The sequence below is a fragment of the Vibrio sp. 10N.222.54.E6 genome (assembly GCF_041473955.1).
Classification (GTDB): Bacteria; Pseudomonadota; Gammaproteobacteria; order Enterobacterales; family Vibrionaceae; genus Vibrio; species Vibrio tasmaniensis_A.
This window is the reverse complement of sequence record NZ_JBFRTD010000010.1, coordinates 33,295-50,247: the sequence shown is the minus strand read 5'-3', so window position 1 is coordinate 50,247 and position 16,953 is coordinate 33,295. Positions and strand designations below refer to the sequence as shown.

Below are 16,953 nucleotides of genomic sequence, written 5' to 3'. Positions count from 1 at the left end.
AGCCGTGTTTTTGTGTATTTCTGTGTAATTTTTGTAAATTACGTTTCGGCTTTGTGATCTTGGTCTACCCATACATTGTAGTTCAAACACAACATATAGGGGTCATTTGTTTGTTGGGTTACAAGATAGTGCTACAGCTTATATTTTTCAAGGTAAAGAAATGGGAGTGCTTGTGGATAAGTGGTGGATTGAAAAAAAACTGTAAGTGACCACTAACTGACGAGGTTCGATGTGACTTGATTGTATAAAAATAGCCTTTTAAGGTTGCTTTATTTTTGCGCACACATAAAAAAAAATCCCTTGATCTTTGAGCAAAATGGGCAATGGATTTTGGATGATTAAAATTAAATCTAGGTGGTCAAAATGGAAGCGAGCGCACGAAATTTAGACTGAAAAAAGTCGTAAAGTTATGTTAATTACAACTCTTTTCAATCGTCTTTTTCTAAAAGATTTTAAGCTGGGGATATTAATAGTTATTGGGTGAGATTTTGCGTGTGGACTATGTAGTTAACATCTACATTTGTGCCCAAACGATAAGTGTCCGTTAACGGGTTGTAGTGCAGTCCTGTAATCCCCAATTCTTGCAGCGGAGTGTTGTCTATCATCTTGATAAGTTCCGCTGGGCGAATGAACTTTTCGTGGTCGTGAGTACCTTCTGGGACAATCTTAAGTAGCTTTTCTGCACCTACTATAGCGAATAGGTAAGACTTAAAGTTACGGTTCAATGTCGAGAAGAACACATGGCCGCCCGGTTTAACCAACTTTGAACAAGCCGAGATAACCGACTGTGGGTCTGGTACGTGCTCTAGCATTTCCATGCAGGTCACCACATCGTAAGTTTGTGGGTTTTGCTCAGCATGATCTTCAATGGTGCTTTGAATGTAATCAAGCTTGGTGCCGGTTTCTAATGCATGCAGACGAGCGACTTCTAGCGGTTCTTTACCCATATCTAAACCAGTGACTAGCGCACCTTCAACGGCCATGCTCTCAGCCAAAATACCGCCACCGCAGCCAACATCGAGAACTTTTTTGCCAAATAGGCCTTCGGTTTTCTCTAGAACGTAATTTAGGCGCAGTGGGTTGATTTGATGTAGTGGCTTAAACTCGCCTTCTAGATCCCACCAGCGCGACGCCATGTCTTCGAATTTTTTGATTTCTGCTGGGTCTACGTTTTGTGATTTAGTCATAATCGGCATTTCCAAGTTAAATAATGCATCCATGAAATTGCAGGCATTATAACTTGCCTTTTCCTGCTGACCAGAAGATCTACAATTTTGCTAGTTTATTGAGTGTAAAGTGACCATGTTTCAGCAAGATATGACGCTGAGGTGCAATTTCTCATCAATAGATTGGCTACAAGGGTCACAAGATGGTAAAAGGAGAGGGAAAGTGATGCCTCCGTAGGTAAATTTGTGTTATATTTTTCGGTCTTATACGTATTCAAAAATACGATCTGACTATAGAGGGAAAATGGCTCTATGAGCGATCTAGCGAAAGAGATCACGCCCGTAAATATTGAAGATGAGCTTAGAGGTTCATACCTAGACTACGCGATGTCCGTCATCGTTGGTCGTGCCCTTCCAGATGTGCGTGATGGCCTAAAACCAGTACACCGCCGCGTTTTGTTCGCGATGAATGTATTAGGTAATGATTGGAACAAAGCATATAAAAAGTCTGCTCGTGTAGTAGGCGATGTAATCGGTAAATATCACCCACACGGTGATAGTGCGGTATACGAGTCAATTGTTCGTATGGCTCAGCCGTTTTCACTACGCTATATGTTAGTCGATGGCCAAGGTAACTTTGGTTCGGTTGACGGCGATTCAGCTGCGGCAATGCGTTATACCGAAGTTCGTATGTCAAAAATAGCTGGTGAGCTATTAACGGATCTTGATAAAGATACGGTTGACTTCGTTCCTAACTATGATGGAACCGAGCAAATACCAGCAGTTTTACCAACAAAAATACCAAACCTATTGGTTAACGGTGCTTCTGGTATCGCAGTAGGTATGGCTACCAACATCCCGCCACATAACCTTGGCGAAGTTGTTGATGGCTGTTTAGCATTTATCAATAATGAAGACATCACTATTGATGAGCTAATGGACTACATCCCGGGTCCAGACTTCCCGACAGCAGCATTAATCAGTGGCCGTAAGGGCATTGTCGATGCATATAAGACTGGCCGTGGCAAAGTTTACATGCGCTCGCGCGCGAACATTGAAATGGAAAAGAACGGTAAAGAAACAATTATCGTTACTGAAATTCCATATCAAGTGAACAAAGCTCGTCTGATCGAGAAGATTGCAGAACTTGTAAAAGACAAGAAAGTTGAAGGCATCAGTGCACTGCGTGACGAATCTGATAAAGATGGTATGCGTATTGTTATTGAATGTAAGCGTGACGCTGTCGGTGAAGTTGTACTAAACAACCTTTACTCACAAACTCAACTGCAAACAACTTTCGGCATCAACATGGTTGCTCTGAACAACGGCCAACCACAACTTTTCAACATTAAAGATATGTTGAAGTGTTTTGTTGATCACCGTCGTGAAGTTGTGACACGTCGTACTATCTTCGAATTGAAGAAAGCGCGCGACCGTGCACATATCTTGGAAGCTCTATCTTTAGCGCTTGCAAACATTGATGAAATCATTGAACTGATCAAGAACGCACCAACACCAGCAGAAGCTAAAGTTGGTCTAGTATCTCGTGGTTGGGATCTTGGTAACGTTGCATCAATGCTTGAACGTGCTGGTACTGATGCAGCTCGTCCAGATTGGCTTGAAGACCAATACGGTATCCGTGATGGTCAATACTTCCTAACGGAAACTCAAGCGCAAGCTATTCTAGAACTTCGTCTTCACCGCCTAACTGGCCTTGAGCACGAGAAGATTCTAGACGAATACAAAGCACTTCTAGAAGAGATCGCTGAGCTAATGCATATCCTTGCAAGCACTGAGCGTTTGATGGAAGTGATCCGTGAAGAACTTGAAGCGGTACGTGATATCTATGGCGACGAACGTCGTACAGAAATCACAGCAGCGGTTCATGACATCGACATGGAAGAGCTAATTGCTCAAGAAGACGTGGTAGTAACGCTTTCTAACGCAGGTTACGTTAAGTACCAAATCCTAAGCGACTACGAAGCTCAGCGTCGTGGTGGTAAAGGTAAGAGTGCAACTAAGATGAAAGATGAGGATTACATTGAGCGTCTGCTTGTTGCTAATACTCACGATAACATCTTATGTTTCTCTACTCGTGGTAAAACGTACCGCTTGAAAGTTTACCAACTGCCTCAAGCAAGCCGCACGGCTCGTGGTAAGCCTATCGTTAACATTCTTCCTCTAGAAGAAGGTGAGCGTATTACGGCTATCCTGCCTGTTTCTGAGTTCTCTAACGAGAAATTCATCTTCATGGCAACAGGCGACGGTACCGTTAAGAAGACATCACTGGATCAATTCGCAAACGTACGTGCTAACGGCCTAATCGCAGTTAACTTACGTGACGATGATTCACTGATTGGCGTTGATATTACTGACGGTAATAGCGACATCATGCTGTTCTCGAAGTCGGGCAAAGTTGTTCGCTTTAACGAGGACAAAGTACGTCCAATGGGTCGTACTGCCTCTGGTGTTCGTGGTATGAAGCTTCCAGAAGACGATCAAGTGGTTTCACTGATTGTTCCTTCAAACGAAGGCGATATCCTAACTGTGACTCAAAACGGTTACGGTAAGCGTACTGAGCTGGCTGAATACCCAACGAAAGGCCGTGCAACGCAAGGTGTAGTATCTATCAAAGTCTCTGATCGTAATGGCCCAGTAGTTGGTGCTGTTCAGGTTGAAGAAGGCGATGAAATGATGATGATCACCGACGCAGGTACACTAGTACGTACTCGCGTAGCGGAAGTAAGCCAAGTTGGTCGTAACACTCAAGGTGTAACACTGATTCGTACTGCTGAAGACGAGAATGTTGTAGGTCTACAACGTATCGACGAAGTAGAAGAAGCTGAGATTGTTGAAGGCGAAGAAACTGAAGAAGCAAATGCTGACGCAGTAAACGCTGAAACGGCTGTTGTTTCTGAATCAAGTGAAGAGCAAGCATCTGATGCTTCTGACTCTGAAAGTGATAGCGAGCAAGACACTGAGTAATCTCGATTACGTTAAGTAATTAAGCTTACCAATGAAAAAACCGAGCCTAAGTGCTCGGTTTTTTATTGCCTGTCATTTCACTCTTTTTCTCTTCTCTTCTCTTCTCTTCTCATTTGGCTTATGGCTTAGGTTTTAGCACCAACCTTAACCCGTCGCTTTTATGCAAAAGTTTGATACTAAATCTCGAACGCTAAACTTTGATCAATAACGAGACAGTGCGAAAACGATAGAGTAGAGATAGATCTAAATAAAAGGGATGTGGAATGGATATCTGGTTGTTGGTTGCGTTGGTACTAATGAGTCTGTTTTTGATCGCGGTCGTTATTGCCGCGAGCAACAATGGCAGCCATCTAAAAGGCAATGTGGTGATTTCTCTTACAGCGGTGGCTTTGAGCGTGCTGGTCTGGTCTCAACTGAAACAAGAGTTACCTCAACTTCCTTTGGATGATAGCAATAACTACACGGCAACAGATTTCGAAGATGAGCTTCAGCAAAGCCTTGAGCAAGACCCGAATCAATCCGACTTGTGGTTTAAGCTTGGTGGTGTGTACATGCAGAAAGCGGAGTTTGATGCGGCATTCACTTGCTACGATTATGCGATTCGCTTAGATCCTCAAGCGCCTTCTGGCCTCTATGCTGCCAAAGCAACAGCACTTTATTATCTTAGCTCTCAAGCGATGAGTGATGATGTTAATGCGTTGTTGGAGCACTCCATGCAGCTTGATCCCAATGATCGTACGGCATTGATGTTGATTGCGACCGATCACTTCATCAGCATGCGCTATCAACAAGCGATCGATGCGTGGACTCAAATCTTAGATTCCAATCAGAAGGGCATTGATCGTGTCTCTATTATCCATTCGATCAACCAAGCCAAACAGATGATCCGTTAAGCTTGGCTAATTGCTAAAGAGGCGATCTTACTTAAGATCTCATTTCGAAGACTATTGGTTTTCCTGCATTTCGATTAAGCCACCAGCATTGTGGATTTGAGTAAACCCTTGAGCGCGCAAGAATTGATAAGCTTGCCCTGAACGATTGCCACTGCGGCAGTACAACACGATGGGTTGGTCTTTATCTATCTTAGCAAAGTGAGTAGCCACTTCAGAAAGAGGGTAGTTGATGGCGTTGTCTAGATGCCCTTGTTCGAACTCTGCAGGTGTTCTGACATCAACCACTAATGCACCTTTCTCTATTAATTCCCACCCTGTCTCAGCACGCTCAGATGCGTGAACGCTTGAACTGAGTAGTGCAATACATAATGCCGAAAGCGAAAGTAAGATTTTCATTGTTTATTCCTTGAATTGGCGAGTGGATCGGGGATTCGATATTGATCTGTATTCCCCTAAAACCTAAAAAACCAGCCACACAACAATAGTGTGACTGGTTTTTACTTAATGGTCTAATGGAAGAAACTAGTATTCGTAGTTGGCTTCACGCTTTTCAGCTTGCTCTTCCCATTTAGGAACAACCGTGTCTAAGAAGTGCTGTTTCTCTGCGTTCATCTTATCCATGTCCATTCCAAGCGCTTTTTGAGCCGCTTCTTTTGTCGAGATATCTGGAATCTCGATTGGATCGGTGATGCCTTTCTTCGCCAGTAGACGAACAATCTTAGTACGAGCATCCGCGGCGCGGTCAACGGCAGTACCTAGCACTTCTAGAGCGATTTCAGGTGCGTGCATGTGAATACCGTGAGACGCGATAGCGTAGTCCCAACGCCATTGAGCGTGACGGATATCGAGTAAGATAGGTTCCATCTCTTGCTCTGTCGCACCCGCTTCCCATGCTGCGCCTGCTTCAAAGTGAGCAGCAACGATTTGTTTCTCAGCAGTCAGCTTCATGTTTAGTACTTGCGCTTTACGGCTTGAAACGATGTTACGCATAGTTTCTTTCGATTGAGTGTGACAGTTTGCACACGTATCTTCGAAGCGGTCGAATGGGTTACCCACTTTATGGTCGGTATAAACGGTGCCATCTTCTTTGGTCACTTTCGGCATATGACAGTCAGCACAAACAACTTTGTTTTTGCCGTGAATACCTTCGCGCCATGTTTCGAAACCTGGGTGTTGCGCTTTCAGCATGGGTGCTTTCGATACTTTATGCGTCCAATCTTTAAAGTTGATTGCATCATAGTAGCGTTCCATGTCGCCAACGGTTGTACCTTGGTCCCAAGGGAATTTCACACCTTTGGTTGGCCCTGTGAAGTAGTATTCCACGTGGCACTGAGCACAAACAGAAGCTTGTTGGTCTAAACGACTTTGTTCATCAAACTTTTTACCAATCGTTTCAAATGCTCGTTCAACGTAAGGACGAGTCACCTTCAATGCTGGCTCACCATTCTTAAAGCCTTCGCTTTGGGTATCGTGACAGTCTGAACAGCCAATAGGGTTAATGATCTCGTTGCCAAGACGCGCCCATTTACCTTCAAAATAACCATCTTCACCACGCTCTTCGATAACACGAGCGACATCTGGGCTCTTACAACTCCAACACGCCATTGGCATTGGACCAGAGCTTTCGTCCGTTGGGCCGCCAGTACGAAGTGTTTGTCTTACATCGTCAATGGCATAAAAGTGGCCGCGTGCTTTGTTGTAATCTTTTGCGAAGCCGTAGCCAGCCCACATGATGACCATGTTTGGATCTTCTTTTAGTGCGTCTTCAATAACTTCGCTTTCTGAAGTCTGTCTCCATGAATGATATTGATCTGGGTGGTTTTGCTCGAACTGGTCGTTACGAGGGTCGCCAATTTCTTTTTGTTCAGACGCAGCAAAACTGGTCGCGCTTGCTAGTGATGCGCTAACCATTAATAGTGCTGTGACCGAATTACGTATCCAATGCTTTTTCACAGTGATATCTCCAATATACTGATTCTTATACCAAGCGTTGTGAGTTTGCTATTCAAATTAAGAACTGGAGAATTCCTGTTTATATTAATTCATAAACAAACACATTTTGTTACGTGTTGGATATAGCTTGTCTTAGATCAATTAACGGTAGTGACTTCAATCACGTTGAAGTTTATATACCCCTAAAGAGGTATTGGTGGTTAGTGGTATTAAAATTTAATTGAGAATTATTATCATATATAACAATCAATTACCTAGATTGACCATGGTATAAATAGGGTGATTGCGTTCACAGATTAACCTATCCAAATTTCGTATTACCTAATTAGAGGTATATTCTAACTATAGAAAGCGTTGTGGCTTATCCAAAATAAGAATTGATATCATTTAAGCGGTAATAATATCGTTTAAGGGTACTTTTGTTTAACCGGAATATTATTTAGTTGAGAGTTAAATAATGCCGGTATAAGGAAAGGATAAAATGGGCAATATTAAATTGGCCATAGTCATAATGCTTAAATCCCTTCTAGCATTCTGCCTCTATGGTTATTCCATTCATGCTGTTGCTGAGCCTGCTGTTACGCCAGTAGGAGAATCAACAAGACATGAAGTCGAATTAATCCGCGACAAAGACTACAAGTGTGTTCAATGCCATAAAGATTCAAAAGAAACGGTATTGGGTTCACATGGTGAAAGTGCACACGCTTTACTTGGCCGTGAAGTAAATTGTACCGATTGTCATAGTTCAATTAGCCCCGATCACCGTGAAGGTGCACCAGAAGTGGTGAAGTATCGCGCGGCTCAATCACAACCAGGAACCGAAAAGGTTTTCCTCGATCCTAGCTTAATTTTGGATGCCAATAGCCAATGTATCGATTGTCACAAACCTGATGATCTGCGTGAAGCTAGCTGGACCCACGATGTTCACGCGCAAAACTTAACGTGTTCAAACTGCCATGATGTTCATGCGACTGAAGCAAAGGTGTTGGGCTTAGATAAAAAGCAAACCATTAAGCTGTGTGTGGATTGCCATTCAGACTTCAACCAGAAGAAAGAAGGGGAGTAATCTATGAGCTGCTCAAGAAGAAACTTTTTAGCAGGCGCTGGTGCCGTTATTTTTACCACGGGTGTCGCGGGAACTGCGGCGGTGACAAGTCGTAAAACGTTGGCCAATGTTCAAGAAGATGGTGCTAAACGTTATGGAATGATTCATGACGAAACCGCGTGTATTGGTTGTACTGCTTGTACAGAAGCGTGTCGTGAAGTGAATAAAGTACCTGAAGGCGTGTCGCGCTTAGAAATTATTAAGAGCGAACCCCAAGGCGAATATCCAAATGTTGATTACCGTTTTACTCGTAACTCTTGCCAACATTGTGATAACGCGCCGTGTGTGATGGTTTGCCCAACAGGGGCTGCCTACAAAGATGAAAAAACGGGCATTGTGGATGTCCACAAAGAGAAGTGTGTCGGTTGTGGTTACTGTTTGTTAGCGTGTCCATATCAAGTGCGCTTTTTCCATCCAGAGAACAAGTCAGCCGATAAATGTAACTTCTGTCGTGATACCAATCTAGCACAAGGGAAGTTGCCTGCTTGTGTCGAATCTTGCCCAACTAAAGCGCTGACATTCGGCGATTTAAATGACCCTAAGAGTGAGATAAACCAAGTACTTCAATCCGAGGTGGTTTACAGAGATAAAGCCTATCTAGGCACTCAACCAAAACTCTATAAAGTGCCACACCAAAAAGGGGAGATTTGATTATGAGTGCATGGGACGCAGCTTTTCAGTCTGGTACCGTGGTATGGGACTGGATTATAGCAATCTATCTATTTCTCGCGGGGATGTCGGCGGGTGCCGTAATGATCTCCATTTACCTTAAGCGCAAGGTTATTGAAGGCGATCCTGCTCATAATGGTGTGTTAAAGGCGACAGCTTTTCTTGCGCCATTTGGGATCATCTCAGGCTTGCTGATCTTGGTTTTCCACCTGACAAAACCACTGTCATTTTGGAAGATCATGATCTTCTATAATCCAACGTCTGTGATGTCGATGGGTGTGATCTTATTCCAAGTGTATATGGTGATCTTGTTCCTTTGGATCGGCATTATATTTAGAGATCAAATTGTCGTGTTCTTGAGTGACCAAACATGGTTAAAAGGGCGACTCGACTTTGTCGGGAACTGGATTGGCAAATTAGAAGTGTTCGAGAATGCTTTGGAAATATTCTTAGCTGTTCTTGCTTTGATGCTTGCCGCTTATACCGGATTCTTGCTGTCAGCTTTAAATACCTTCCCACTATTGAATAACCCAGTACTGCCGATTTTGTTCTTGTTCTCGAGTTTATCTTCGGGTGCGGCGGCGTGTATTTTATTTGGTGTGTTGGTCTTTAAAGAATCACCTCATAGCCCGAGTATTTCATGGATCCACGGATTTGAACGCCCGGTAGTGATGTTTGAGTTGTTTGTTCTTATCACTTTCTTTACTGGGCTGATCTTCGCTGGTGGTCAAAGTGAACAAGCAGTATGGAACGCAATTGGCAGTGGTTTCTGGGCGAGTTGGTTCTGGTATGGCGTCATCGGTGTTGGTATGGTTTTACCGTTGTTGTTGAATGCCGTCACACCAACATCAATCCGCCATAGCTCGGTGTATATTTTCTCCGTGACTTCGCTAAGCCTAATGGGCGTATTAATGCTGCGAACTTTTGTTCTTTATGCAGGGCAGTTAACGATAGCTTAATTTCGCGCAAGTTTATTAGTGAGCAGATGTCGGATACTAGACATCTGCTTATTAATGAACATGCTTTTAGTAAACATGAGATGCGTGTTCAGATCGGCTCTGCTCTAGCGGAGCCTTATTGAGGTGATATGGTCGGTTCTTTGGGGCTGTTTAGTTTAGTGTTGGTTGCTGTACTCAGTAGCATTATTGGTGTGCATTCGTTTTATCAAATGCTAAACAAACGGACGCAAAATATAAGTTTAGTCCGCAGTTTCTCTCTTTCAAGTGCATTGTTTTCTGTCACTTCTGTCGCATTGCTTGGCTATGCCTTTGTCAGTGATGACTTCTCTATCCTCTATGTCGCTGAACATTCAAATACTCAATTACCCTCATTTTTTAAGCTTGCAGCCGTATGGGCAGGCCATGAAGGTTCCTTGTTGTTTTGGGTACTGACGATCAGCGTCTGGTCTGGCGTTATTGCCTTACAAAAACACTATTCGAATGAATACCAAAGCCGTGTGTTGTGGGTAATGAATCTACTGCTCGCGATATTTGCTTGGTTCACCTTATTCGCATCAAACCCATTTGAAATGAATTCGATTTTGCCGTTAGAAGGGCGTGACCTTAATCCAATGTTGCAAGATGTCGGTCTGATCTTTCACCCTCCATTACTTTACCTTGGCTATGTCGGCTTTTCTGTGGTGCTGGCATTTGCCGTTGCCGCTTTGCTGGTTGATCCTATTGAGTTTGATTGGGTTGCCCATTGTCGCAGTTGGTGTCTAGTCGCTTGGATTTTTTTAACCGCAGGGATCATTCTTGGCTCTTGGTGGGCGTATTACGAATTAGGCTGGGGCGGCTGGTGGTTCTGGGACCCTGTTGAAAATGCCAGTTTGTTACCGTGGCTCACTTCGACAGCCTTGCTGCATTGTTTAGGTGTTGCCAAAGGTAAACAACAGCTTCTGAAGTGGTCTCTAAGCCTTGCTTTCATTACATTTTGTTTGAGTATACTAGGCACATTTATTGTTCGTTCTGGTGTACTCACATCGGTACACGCTTTCGCTGTTGACCCGACTAAAGGTATCGCACTGCTACTTATATTGATGTTGGTGCTAGTGAGCTCTTTCTCTCTTCTTATCATCAGAGGGGAATCTTTTGAATCTAACCCGATTACTAGCTTCGACAGTAAGAGCTTTTTAAGCCTAGTTGCGGTGCTCATTTTTGTATTAGCGACCGCTGTTGTGGTGTTTGGTACATTTTATCCAATGGTCTTTGAACTGCTTGGGCTGGGTAACATATCGGTGGGCGCGCCATACTTTAATCTGTTGATTGCACCTTTGGCTTTGCTTGCACTTGGCGTGGTTGGCTTAGCCCCATTGTTGAGTGTTAAACCTCAAGCAACCAAAGGTGTTATTTCATTGTTAGTTCTTATGTCGTTGGCATTGGGTTACGTTTGTTATTCTTGGCAAGTGGAACAAGTCCAACGACAAGTGATGGCTCTGATGACATGGGCACTCGCATTTTGGGTTTTACTCACTCATGTTTATGGCTTAGCGGTAACGCGCAGTTCCAAGTTCCAACGAAAAGTCTGGGTGATGACATTTGCCCATGTTGGTGTCGCGGTCTTAGCTGTAGGTGCTGCAATGAACAGTTACCACTCGTTTGAGCGCAGCTATAAATTAAGCCCAGATGAACAGGTGGAGTTTATGGACTGGACGCTTGCTCATGAAGATACAGAGCTTTATGTCACCTCAAACTTTACCGCTGAAAAGGCGATACTTAAGCTAGATACTGGCGAGCAAAGTTTTTCTATTTCGCCGGAAAGAAGACATTACCAAGTTCGAGTGATGAACATGAGCGAGCCCGCAATGAAATGGTTCTGGCATGGCGATGTGTATATCACCATGGGTGAGAAAGTTGACGCTACCGCTTATGCATTTCGAGTTCAGTACAAAGCGTATGCTCGTTGGATATGGTTTGGTGGGTTGTTCTCAATTCTAGGTGCTGTGCTTTCACTGACCAATCGTAAAAAGAAAACCGTTAAGGCTGCACAGTATGCATACCAGCGTTCGTAATAAACTCATTGCTCTATTTTCAGTGGCTGTTGCTTTGGTCGTTGCATTTTCATATGCGCTCGACAATAAGCAACAAACGACCAGCGTTTCAGAGCAAAAAAGGGCTTTCCCTGAATTTACGGCAGAAAAACTCGTTACTGATGAGTCATTCGATTCTGAAGCATTAAGCTCTGAAATATTAAGTTCTGAAACGGCTAAGCTTACGCTTTCTGATATTACTCAGCATCCTTACCAACTGGTCAATGTATGGGCTTCATGGTGCGGAATATGTAAAACCGAGCACGCTTTTTTACTCGAACTGCAGAAGAAAGGCATTCCAATTGTGGGTCTCAATTATCGAGATAACCCTGGGGCAGCGCTCAATGTATTGTCCAACGATGGCAACCCATACTCAACTGTGATCAGTGATCCTCAAGGGAAGTTGGCTTTAGAGCTGGGCGTAATCGGTACTCCTGAGACGTATTTAGTCGATGCTGAAGGCCAAATAGTGAAGAAGTTGCTAGGTGTGATTAATGAATCGGTTTGGCGTAAAGAACTCGCTCACTATTTTAAAGGTACAAATGGATGATGAAGTTCCTACTCAACATAGTGCTCATACTTAGCGCTGCTATTGTCGTCAACTTCCCTGTATTAGCTGAGGATTTGTTTACGGCGAGTGATAAAGATACAAGCATTCAGGTAGAGTTATTTGAGTTTGAAAGCCCTAATCAACAACAGCGTGCTATTAGTTTGGCAAAATCGCTGCGCTGTCCACAATGTCAGAATCAAAATTTGATTGAGTCGAACTCTCCCATAGCAAAAGATTTACGCCTTGTTGTATTCAATATGGTGAAAGCAGGGAAGAGTAACAATGAAATCACTCAGTACATGACAGAAAGGTTTGGTGAATTTGTGCTTTATAAGCCAGCAATGAGTGTTTCAAACATATTACTTTGGTTGTTACCGAGCCTATTATTTCTTTTGTTTGTATATTTATCAGTAGCGAGTGTTAGGAATGACTCATAAAAATTGTGTATTACTGTTTACCAATTGAGCTGTATTTTGTAATATTAACGGATTATAAAGGCTAAGCACTGTTATATAAGGATGTGTTTGTGGATAACGTAATCTCAAATTTAAAAAAAGAGTTCTATACTCATGTCCGTTCTGATAAATGGGCAGAAAAATACAGTGCAAAGTCGAGCATCTCTACACTGACACAAGAAGAGTTAAGTGAATTAGAGAATGCTTGGGTGCAGCTTGTTATCTGGAAGCAAACTCAACTAAGCTGATCGTTCCGCAAAAAGTGTAGTCTTAGCCGCAATTGATTGATTTATAACCCCATGTTGGTCATCCCAACGTGGGGTTTTTTGTTACCCAGAAAATTAATTGTTATAATATAACAATTTGTACGTGGTCGACCTTGAAAAAAATTGTTAACAGCCTCATAGTGTCTATCATTAGATAGTTAGCTACAAAATATTGCCTAGACATATAGTGTAGTGTTGTTAAATACATCGAATTTTCAAGTGAGTATAGCTATGGCGGAAGTGCGTGCCAGAATAGATTTCAAAGTAGGGGTAACAAGCAGTATTGATGCTGAACTTCTGTCTTTTCATGGATTGAAAACAGATAAAGAGCATGTTGCTGTGATATTTAAATCAGCGGATAAGACACAAGACATACCTCTTGTTCGTATGCACTCTGAGTGCCTGACTGGTGATGTTTTTCATTCTTCTCGCTGTGACTGTGGTGAGCAGTTAGATGAAACCATCAGAATTATGGGTGAGACGGGGGGAGTGATTCTTTACTTACGCCAAGAAGGTCGTGGTATTGGTTTGTATAACAAAATCGATGCGTACCGTCTGCAAAGCGAAGGCATGAACACCTATGAAGCGAATAACCACCTAGGTTTTGGTGATGATTTACGCGACTTTACCGAAGCGGCAGAAATGCTTCGCGCTTTAGGAACCACAAAAATCCGCTTGGTTACTAACAACCCTAAGAAGATCAATGAGCTGAAATCTTTCGGTATTGAGATTGAAGAAGTGGTGAATACTTCTGCACATATCAAGTCGGGAAATGAGAGTTACCTGAAGGCGAAAGTCTCACACGGTAAGCATAATCTGGATATTTGATAAGCTTCCTTTTATTGCTATAGCACAAAAGTATTTAAAGACCTCACAAATGTGAGGTTTTTTTGTATTTATCTTGCAATAAAATTGTAAGTTTGTATTATTCAAATCTGTAGTGTAAATGATAATGGTTTGCACTATTACTACGAATAATAATTCAAAGCTCAACAAGGATGCTTCATGACCATTAAATCTTTAGTGACAAAAGCCGTAACTTCGTCACTCATTTTTGCCTCTGCTTCTTCTTTTGCAGCAGTAACTCAAGATCAAGTTGTAGAACATTACGCCGATATTGCTCATGCAGTGTTTGCAGATTCAGTAATTACAGCAAAAGCGTTGAACTCTTCTATTGATACCTTCTTAGCTTCTCCTTCTGCTGGCAATTTCGAACAAGTAAAGCAAGCTTGGCTAGACTCTCGTGTACCTTACCAACAGTCTGAAGTATTTCGCTTTGGTAACGTTGTTGTAGATGATTGGGAAGGCCAATTAAATGCATGGCCGCTAGATGAAGGCCTTATCGATTACGTTTCGACTGATTACCAATATGAACTTGGTAACGAAGGCGCTAGCGCAAACATCGTTGCAAATAAGACTTTCCAAATTGGTCAGACAACAGTAGACGCAACTAACATTACTCCAGAGCTAATTGCAGACCTGAACGAGATCGGTGGTTCTGAAGCGAACGTAGCGTCTGGCTACCACGCGATTGAATTCCTACTTTGGGGCCAAGATTTAAACGGTACTAACAGCGGTGCAGGTGAGCGTGCTTACACTGATTTCGTTGTTGGTGCTGAGTGTACTAATGGTAACTGTGACCGTCGTGGCGCATACCTAAAAGCATCAGCTGAACTACTTATCCAAGACCTAGAGTGGATGGAAAAGCAGTGGGCTGAAGGCGAGAAAGGCAACTACCGTCAAGAGCTTCTTTCTGAATCTAGCGAGAACGGCCTACGTAAAATGCTATTTGGTATGGGCTCACTATCTCTAGGTGAACTAGCGGGTGAGCGTATGAAAGTTGCACTAGAAGCAAACTCTACTGAAGACGAGCATGATTGTTTCTCGGATAACACGCATAACTCTCACTACTACAACGAGCAAGGTATCTACAACGTATACACTGGCTTGTACAAGCGTGAAGATGGTTCTCTACTTTCTGGTCCTAGCCTGTTTGACCTAGTAGAGCAAAAAGACGAGCAAGCGGCGAAAGAGATTCAAAAGCAGTTTGACCTAGCACGTGCGCAAGTTGGTCAACTTGTTGTGTCAGCAGAGAAAAATAACCAGCACTTCGATCAGCTAATTGCTGCTGACAACGCTGCAGGTAACGCGCTAGTAAACAAAACAATTGTTTCGCTAGTGTCTCAAACTGCTGCAATCGAACGTGCTGCTGGTGTTATTGGCATTGATAGCCTAAACCCAGACACAGCGGATCACGAGTTTTAAGAACCCGAGTCCAAAACTATTGTAAGGGCTCTTATTGAGCCCTTAATTGTTTGTTATTCAAAAAAGTTACTCTCTAATAAAAACTAAAATCAAAAACACAGCAAGGCAATGTATGAAGTCGTATCTCTCAGCCTCACTATTAACCGCACTGTTTTTCTTATCTCCATTGCACGCCCATGAAACCTACTCTGGAGGCAAAACCACAGTAAAGAAAGAGGGCGCGAACGCTTTTTCTCTTCCTGCAGCCAACCTTCCAATGAGCAAACGTTTGGATTTCAGCGTAGGTAACAGCTTCTTTAGAAACCCTTGGGTTCCTGCGCCGTCATCAACCGATGCGCGTGATGGATTAGGTCCATTGTTCAATACCAACGGTTGTCAAAACTGTCACATCAAAGATGGTCGTGGTCATGCGCCTGAAAAAGATGACCAGAACGCGGTTTCATTGTTGGTCCGCTTAAGTATCCCTGCTGAAACGCCAGAGCAGAGACAAGCCTTCATTCGTGATGGTGGTATTCCTGAACCAACTTACGGCGGCCAGTTACAAGATTTCGCGCTTCAAGGTGTAAAACCCGAGGGCAAAGTGAACATCAGCTACACCGATGTTCCTGTTGAATTCAAAGACGGTACAGTCGTTACTTTGCGTAAACCAATTTTAAAGATTACTGATCTTGCCTTTGGCGAGATGCATCCTAAAACTGAGTTTTCAGCTCGTGTTGCGCCGCCAATGATTGGCCTTGGTTTACTTGAAAGCATCCCGCAAGAAACGATTCTCGGATTTGCTAAACAGCAGTTGGCCGACAAGCAAGGTGTTTCAGGCAAAGCGAACTACGTTCTTGATGTTCAAACTAACGATATGGCGTTGGGTCGATTCGGTTGGAAAGCTGGCCAGCCAAACCTAATGCAGCAAAATGCGGCTGCGTTTAACGGTGATTTGGGCTTAACGAGTCGCTTATTCCCGAATGAAAACTGCACATCAGCGCAATCAACCTGTGATGATTTCCCAAATGGTGGCGAGCCAGAAGTCAGTGATAATATATTAGACTTCGTTGAGTTTTATTCGCAGCATTTAGCGGTCCCTATTCGTCGCAACGTCGATAAGCCTGCTGTAGTGCAAGGCAAAAAATTATTCAAAGACGTTGGTTGTCAGAGTTGCCACCAAGCCGAAATTCGCACAGCAGAGCGTGAAGGGTTACCTGCGTTGTCTAAGCAATTAATCAGCCCGTATACCGATATGTTGTTGCACGATATGGGGGAAGGCTTAGCCGACAATCGCCCTGAATATCTTGCCAATGGCCAAGAGTGGCGTACGACGCCATTATGGGGATTAGGCTATACCAAAGAAGTGAATGGTCATACGTTCCTGCTTCATGACGGTCGCGCAAGAAACGTTATGGAAGCGGTACTTTGGCATGGGGGTGAAGCAGAAATGGCGAAACAAAACGTTTTAGCTCTTAGTAGCAGCGAACGTGAAGCGATATTGGCGTTCTTAAACTCGTTATAGGCTGAGTTGAATTCAGTTTAGTTAACGGCTAGTGACTTAAGAAAGCCGCTATCAAACCACTTAGCACCGCTGAACTTGTAGGAATACGAGGTCAGCGGTCGTTTGGTATTTAATGAA

At 43.3% G+C, this 16,953-nt stretch carries 15 protein-coding genes; 12 read left to right on the top strand and 3 right to left on the bottom strand.

Going from position 1 to position 16,953, the window contains the following annotated elements; translation table 11 throughout:
- Positions 1-473 precede the first annotated feature (473 nt).
- Positions 474-1,220: a bifunctional 2-polyprenyl-6-hydroxyphenol methylase/3-demethylubiquinol 3-O-methyltransferase UbiG gene (ubiG, locus tag AB4513_RS05130; protein ID WP_065680458.1), complete on the bottom strand. Its 747-nt coding sequence runs from the start codon at positions 1,218-1,220 to the stop codon at positions 474-476.
- Between the two features lie 258 nt (positions 1,221-1,478).
- On the opposite strand from ubiG, the gene gyrA reads away from it, so the two are divergent.
- Complete coding sequence (gene gyrA / locus AB4513_RS05125) at positions 1,479-4,151, top strand: DNA topoisomerase (ATP-hydrolyzing) subunit A (RefSeq protein ID WP_017106649.1); 2,673 nt, start codon at positions 1,479-1,481, stop codon at positions 4,149-4,151.
- A gap of 263 nt (positions 4,152-4,414) precedes the next feature.
- Positions 4,415-5,044, top strand: a complete 630-nt coding sequence (locus AB4513_RS05120) for a hypothetical protein (RefSeq protein ID WP_009848846.1) — start codon at positions 4,415-4,417, stop codon at positions 5,042-5,044.
- 51 nt (positions 5,045-5,095) lie between these two features.
- Here the strand turns inward: AB4513_RS05120 and AB4513_RS05115 are convergent, their stop codons facing one another.
- Entirely contained in the window at positions 5,096-5,440 is a 345-nt protein-coding gene (locus AB4513_RS05115) for a rhodanese-like domain-containing protein (protein ID WP_009848845.1), read from the bottom strand.
- 126 nt (positions 5,441-5,566) lie between these two features.
- Entirely contained in the window at positions 5,567-6,997 is a 1,431-nt protein-coding gene (nrfA, locus tag AB4513_RS05110) for an ammonia-forming nitrite reductase cytochrome c552 subunit (RefSeq protein WP_017101428.1), read from the bottom strand.
- Positions 6,998-7,478: 481 nt separating this feature from the next.
- On the opposite strand from nrfA, the gene nrfB reads away from it, so the two are divergent.
- From nrfB to AB4513_RS05060, 10 genes are all read left to right on the top strand, one after another.
- Positions 7,479-8,063, top strand: a complete 585-nt coding sequence (nrfB, locus tag AB4513_RS05105; RefSeq protein WP_009848843.1) for a cytochrome c nitrite reductase pentaheme subunit — start codon at positions 7,479-7,481, stop codon at positions 8,061-8,063.
- A gap of 3 nt (positions 8,064-8,066) precedes the next feature.
- Positions 8,067-8,753 (top strand): cytochrome c nitrite reductase Fe-S protein, encoded by a 687-nt coding sequence (gene nrfC / locus AB4513_RS05100; RefSeq protein ID WP_009848842.1) that lies wholly within the window; start codon positions 8,067-8,069, stop codon positions 8,751-8,753.
- 2 nt (positions 8,754-8,755) lie between these two features.
- On the top strand, positions 8,756-9,730 hold the full coding sequence (gene nrfD, locus AB4513_RS05095) for a cytochrome c nitrite reductase subunit NrfD (protein WP_102258305.1): 975 nt from the start codon (positions 8,756-8,758) through the stop codon (positions 9,728-9,730).
- Positions 9,731-9,858: 128 nt separating this feature from the next.
- A complete protein-coding gene (locus AB4513_RS05090; protein ID WP_102258306.1) occupies positions 9,859-11,781 on the top strand; it encodes a heme lyase CcmF/NrfE family subunit in 1,923 nt (640 codons plus the stop codon).
- Positions 11,762-12,349: a DsbE family thiol:disulfide interchange protein gene (locus AB4513_RS05085; protein ID WP_102258307.1), complete on the top strand. Its 588-nt coding sequence runs from the start codon at positions 11,762-11,764 to the stop codon at positions 12,347-12,349. The genes AB4513_RS05090 and AB4513_RS05085 overlap by 20 nt, the downstream gene beginning before the upstream one ends.
- Positions 12,346-12,786 (top strand): cytochrome c-type biogenesis protein, encoded by a 441-nt coding sequence (locus tag AB4513_RS05080; protein ID WP_102258308.1) that lies wholly within the window; start codon positions 12,346-12,348, stop codon positions 12,784-12,786. The genes AB4513_RS05085 and AB4513_RS05080 overlap by 4 nt, the downstream gene beginning before the upstream one ends.
- A gap of 89 nt (positions 12,787-12,875) precedes the next feature.
- The gene (locus tag AB4513_RS05075) at positions 12,876-13,052 is read left to right on the top strand and encodes a hypothetical protein (RefSeq protein WP_009848837.1); all 177 of its coding nucleotides are present in this window, start codon (positions 12,876-12,878) and stop codon (positions 13,050-13,052) included.
- A 249-nt stretch (positions 13,053-13,301) separates the two neighbouring features.
- Positions 13,302-13,898 carry a GTP cyclohydrolase II gene (gene ribA / locus AB4513_RS05070; protein WP_009848836.1) on the top strand — a complete coding sequence of 199 codons (597 nt, stop codon included), beginning with the start codon at positions 13,302-13,304 and terminating at the stop codon, positions 13,896-13,898.
- Positions 13,899-14,075: 177 nt separating this feature from the next.
- Positions 14,076-15,335, top strand: a complete 1,260-nt coding sequence (locus AB4513_RS05065; RefSeq protein WP_102258309.1) for an imelysin family protein — start codon at positions 14,076-14,078, stop codon at positions 15,333-15,335.
- Between the two features lie 112 nt (positions 15,336-15,447).
- Complete coding sequence (locus AB4513_RS05060) at positions 15,448-16,836, top strand: di-heme oxidoredictase family protein (protein ID WP_102258310.1); 1,389 nt, start codon at positions 15,448-15,450, stop codon at positions 16,834-16,836.
- The last annotated feature ends 117 nt before the right edge of the window (positions 16,837-16,953 follow it).

What these genes read in the sequence shown, in the direction of transcription:
- ubiG (WP_065680458.1), bottom strand. Translation starts at nt 1,220, where the DNA reads ATGGATGCATTATTTAACTTGGAAATGCCGATTATGACTAAATCACAA.
- gyrA (WP_017106649.1), top strand. Translation starts at nt 1,479, where the DNA reads ATGAGCGATCTAGCGAAAGAGATCACGCCCGTAAATATTGAAGATGAG.
- AB4513_RS05120 (WP_009848846.1), top strand. Translation starts at nt 4,415, where the DNA reads ATGGATATCTGGTTGTTGGTTGCGTTGGTACTAATGAGTCTGTTTTTG.
- AB4513_RS05115 (WP_009848845.1), bottom strand. Translation starts at nt 5,440, where the DNA reads ATGAAAATCTTACTTTCGCTTTCGGCATTATGTATTGCACTACTCAGT.
- nrfB (WP_009848843.1), top strand. Translation starts at nt 7,479, where the DNA reads ATGGGCAATATTAAATTGGCCATAGTCATAATGCTTAAATCCCTTCTA.
- nrfC (WP_009848842.1), top strand. Translation starts at nt 8,067, where the DNA reads ATGAGCTGCTCAAGAAGAAACTTTTTAGCAGGCGCTGGTGCCGTTATT.
- nrfD (WP_102258305.1), top strand. Translation starts at nt 8,756, where the DNA reads ATGAGTGCATGGGACGCAGCTTTTCAGTCTGGTACCGTGGTATGGGAC.
- AB4513_RS05090 (WP_102258306.1), top strand. Translation starts at nt 9,859, where the DNA reads ATGGTCGGTTCTTTGGGGCTGTTTAGTTTAGTGTTGGTTGCTGTACTC.
- AB4513_RS05085 (WP_102258307.1), top strand. Translation starts at nt 11,762, where the DNA reads ATGCATACCAGCGTTCGTAATAAACTCATTGCTCTATTTTCAGTGGCT.
- AB4513_RS05080 (WP_102258308.1), top strand. Translation starts at nt 12,346, where the DNA reads ATGATGAAGTTCCTACTCAACATAGTGCTCATACTTAGCGCTGCTATT.
- ribA (WP_009848836.1), top strand. Translation starts at nt 13,302, where the DNA reads ATGGCGGAAGTGCGTGCCAGAATAGATTTCAAAGTAGGGGTAACAAGC.
- AB4513_RS05065 (WP_102258309.1), top strand. Translation starts at nt 14,076, where the DNA reads ATGACCATTAAATCTTTAGTGACAAAAGCCGTAACTTCGTCACTCATT.
- AB4513_RS05060 (WP_102258310.1), top strand. Translation starts at nt 15,448, where the DNA reads ATGAAGTCGTATCTCTCAGCCTCACTATTAACCGCACTGTTTTTCTTA.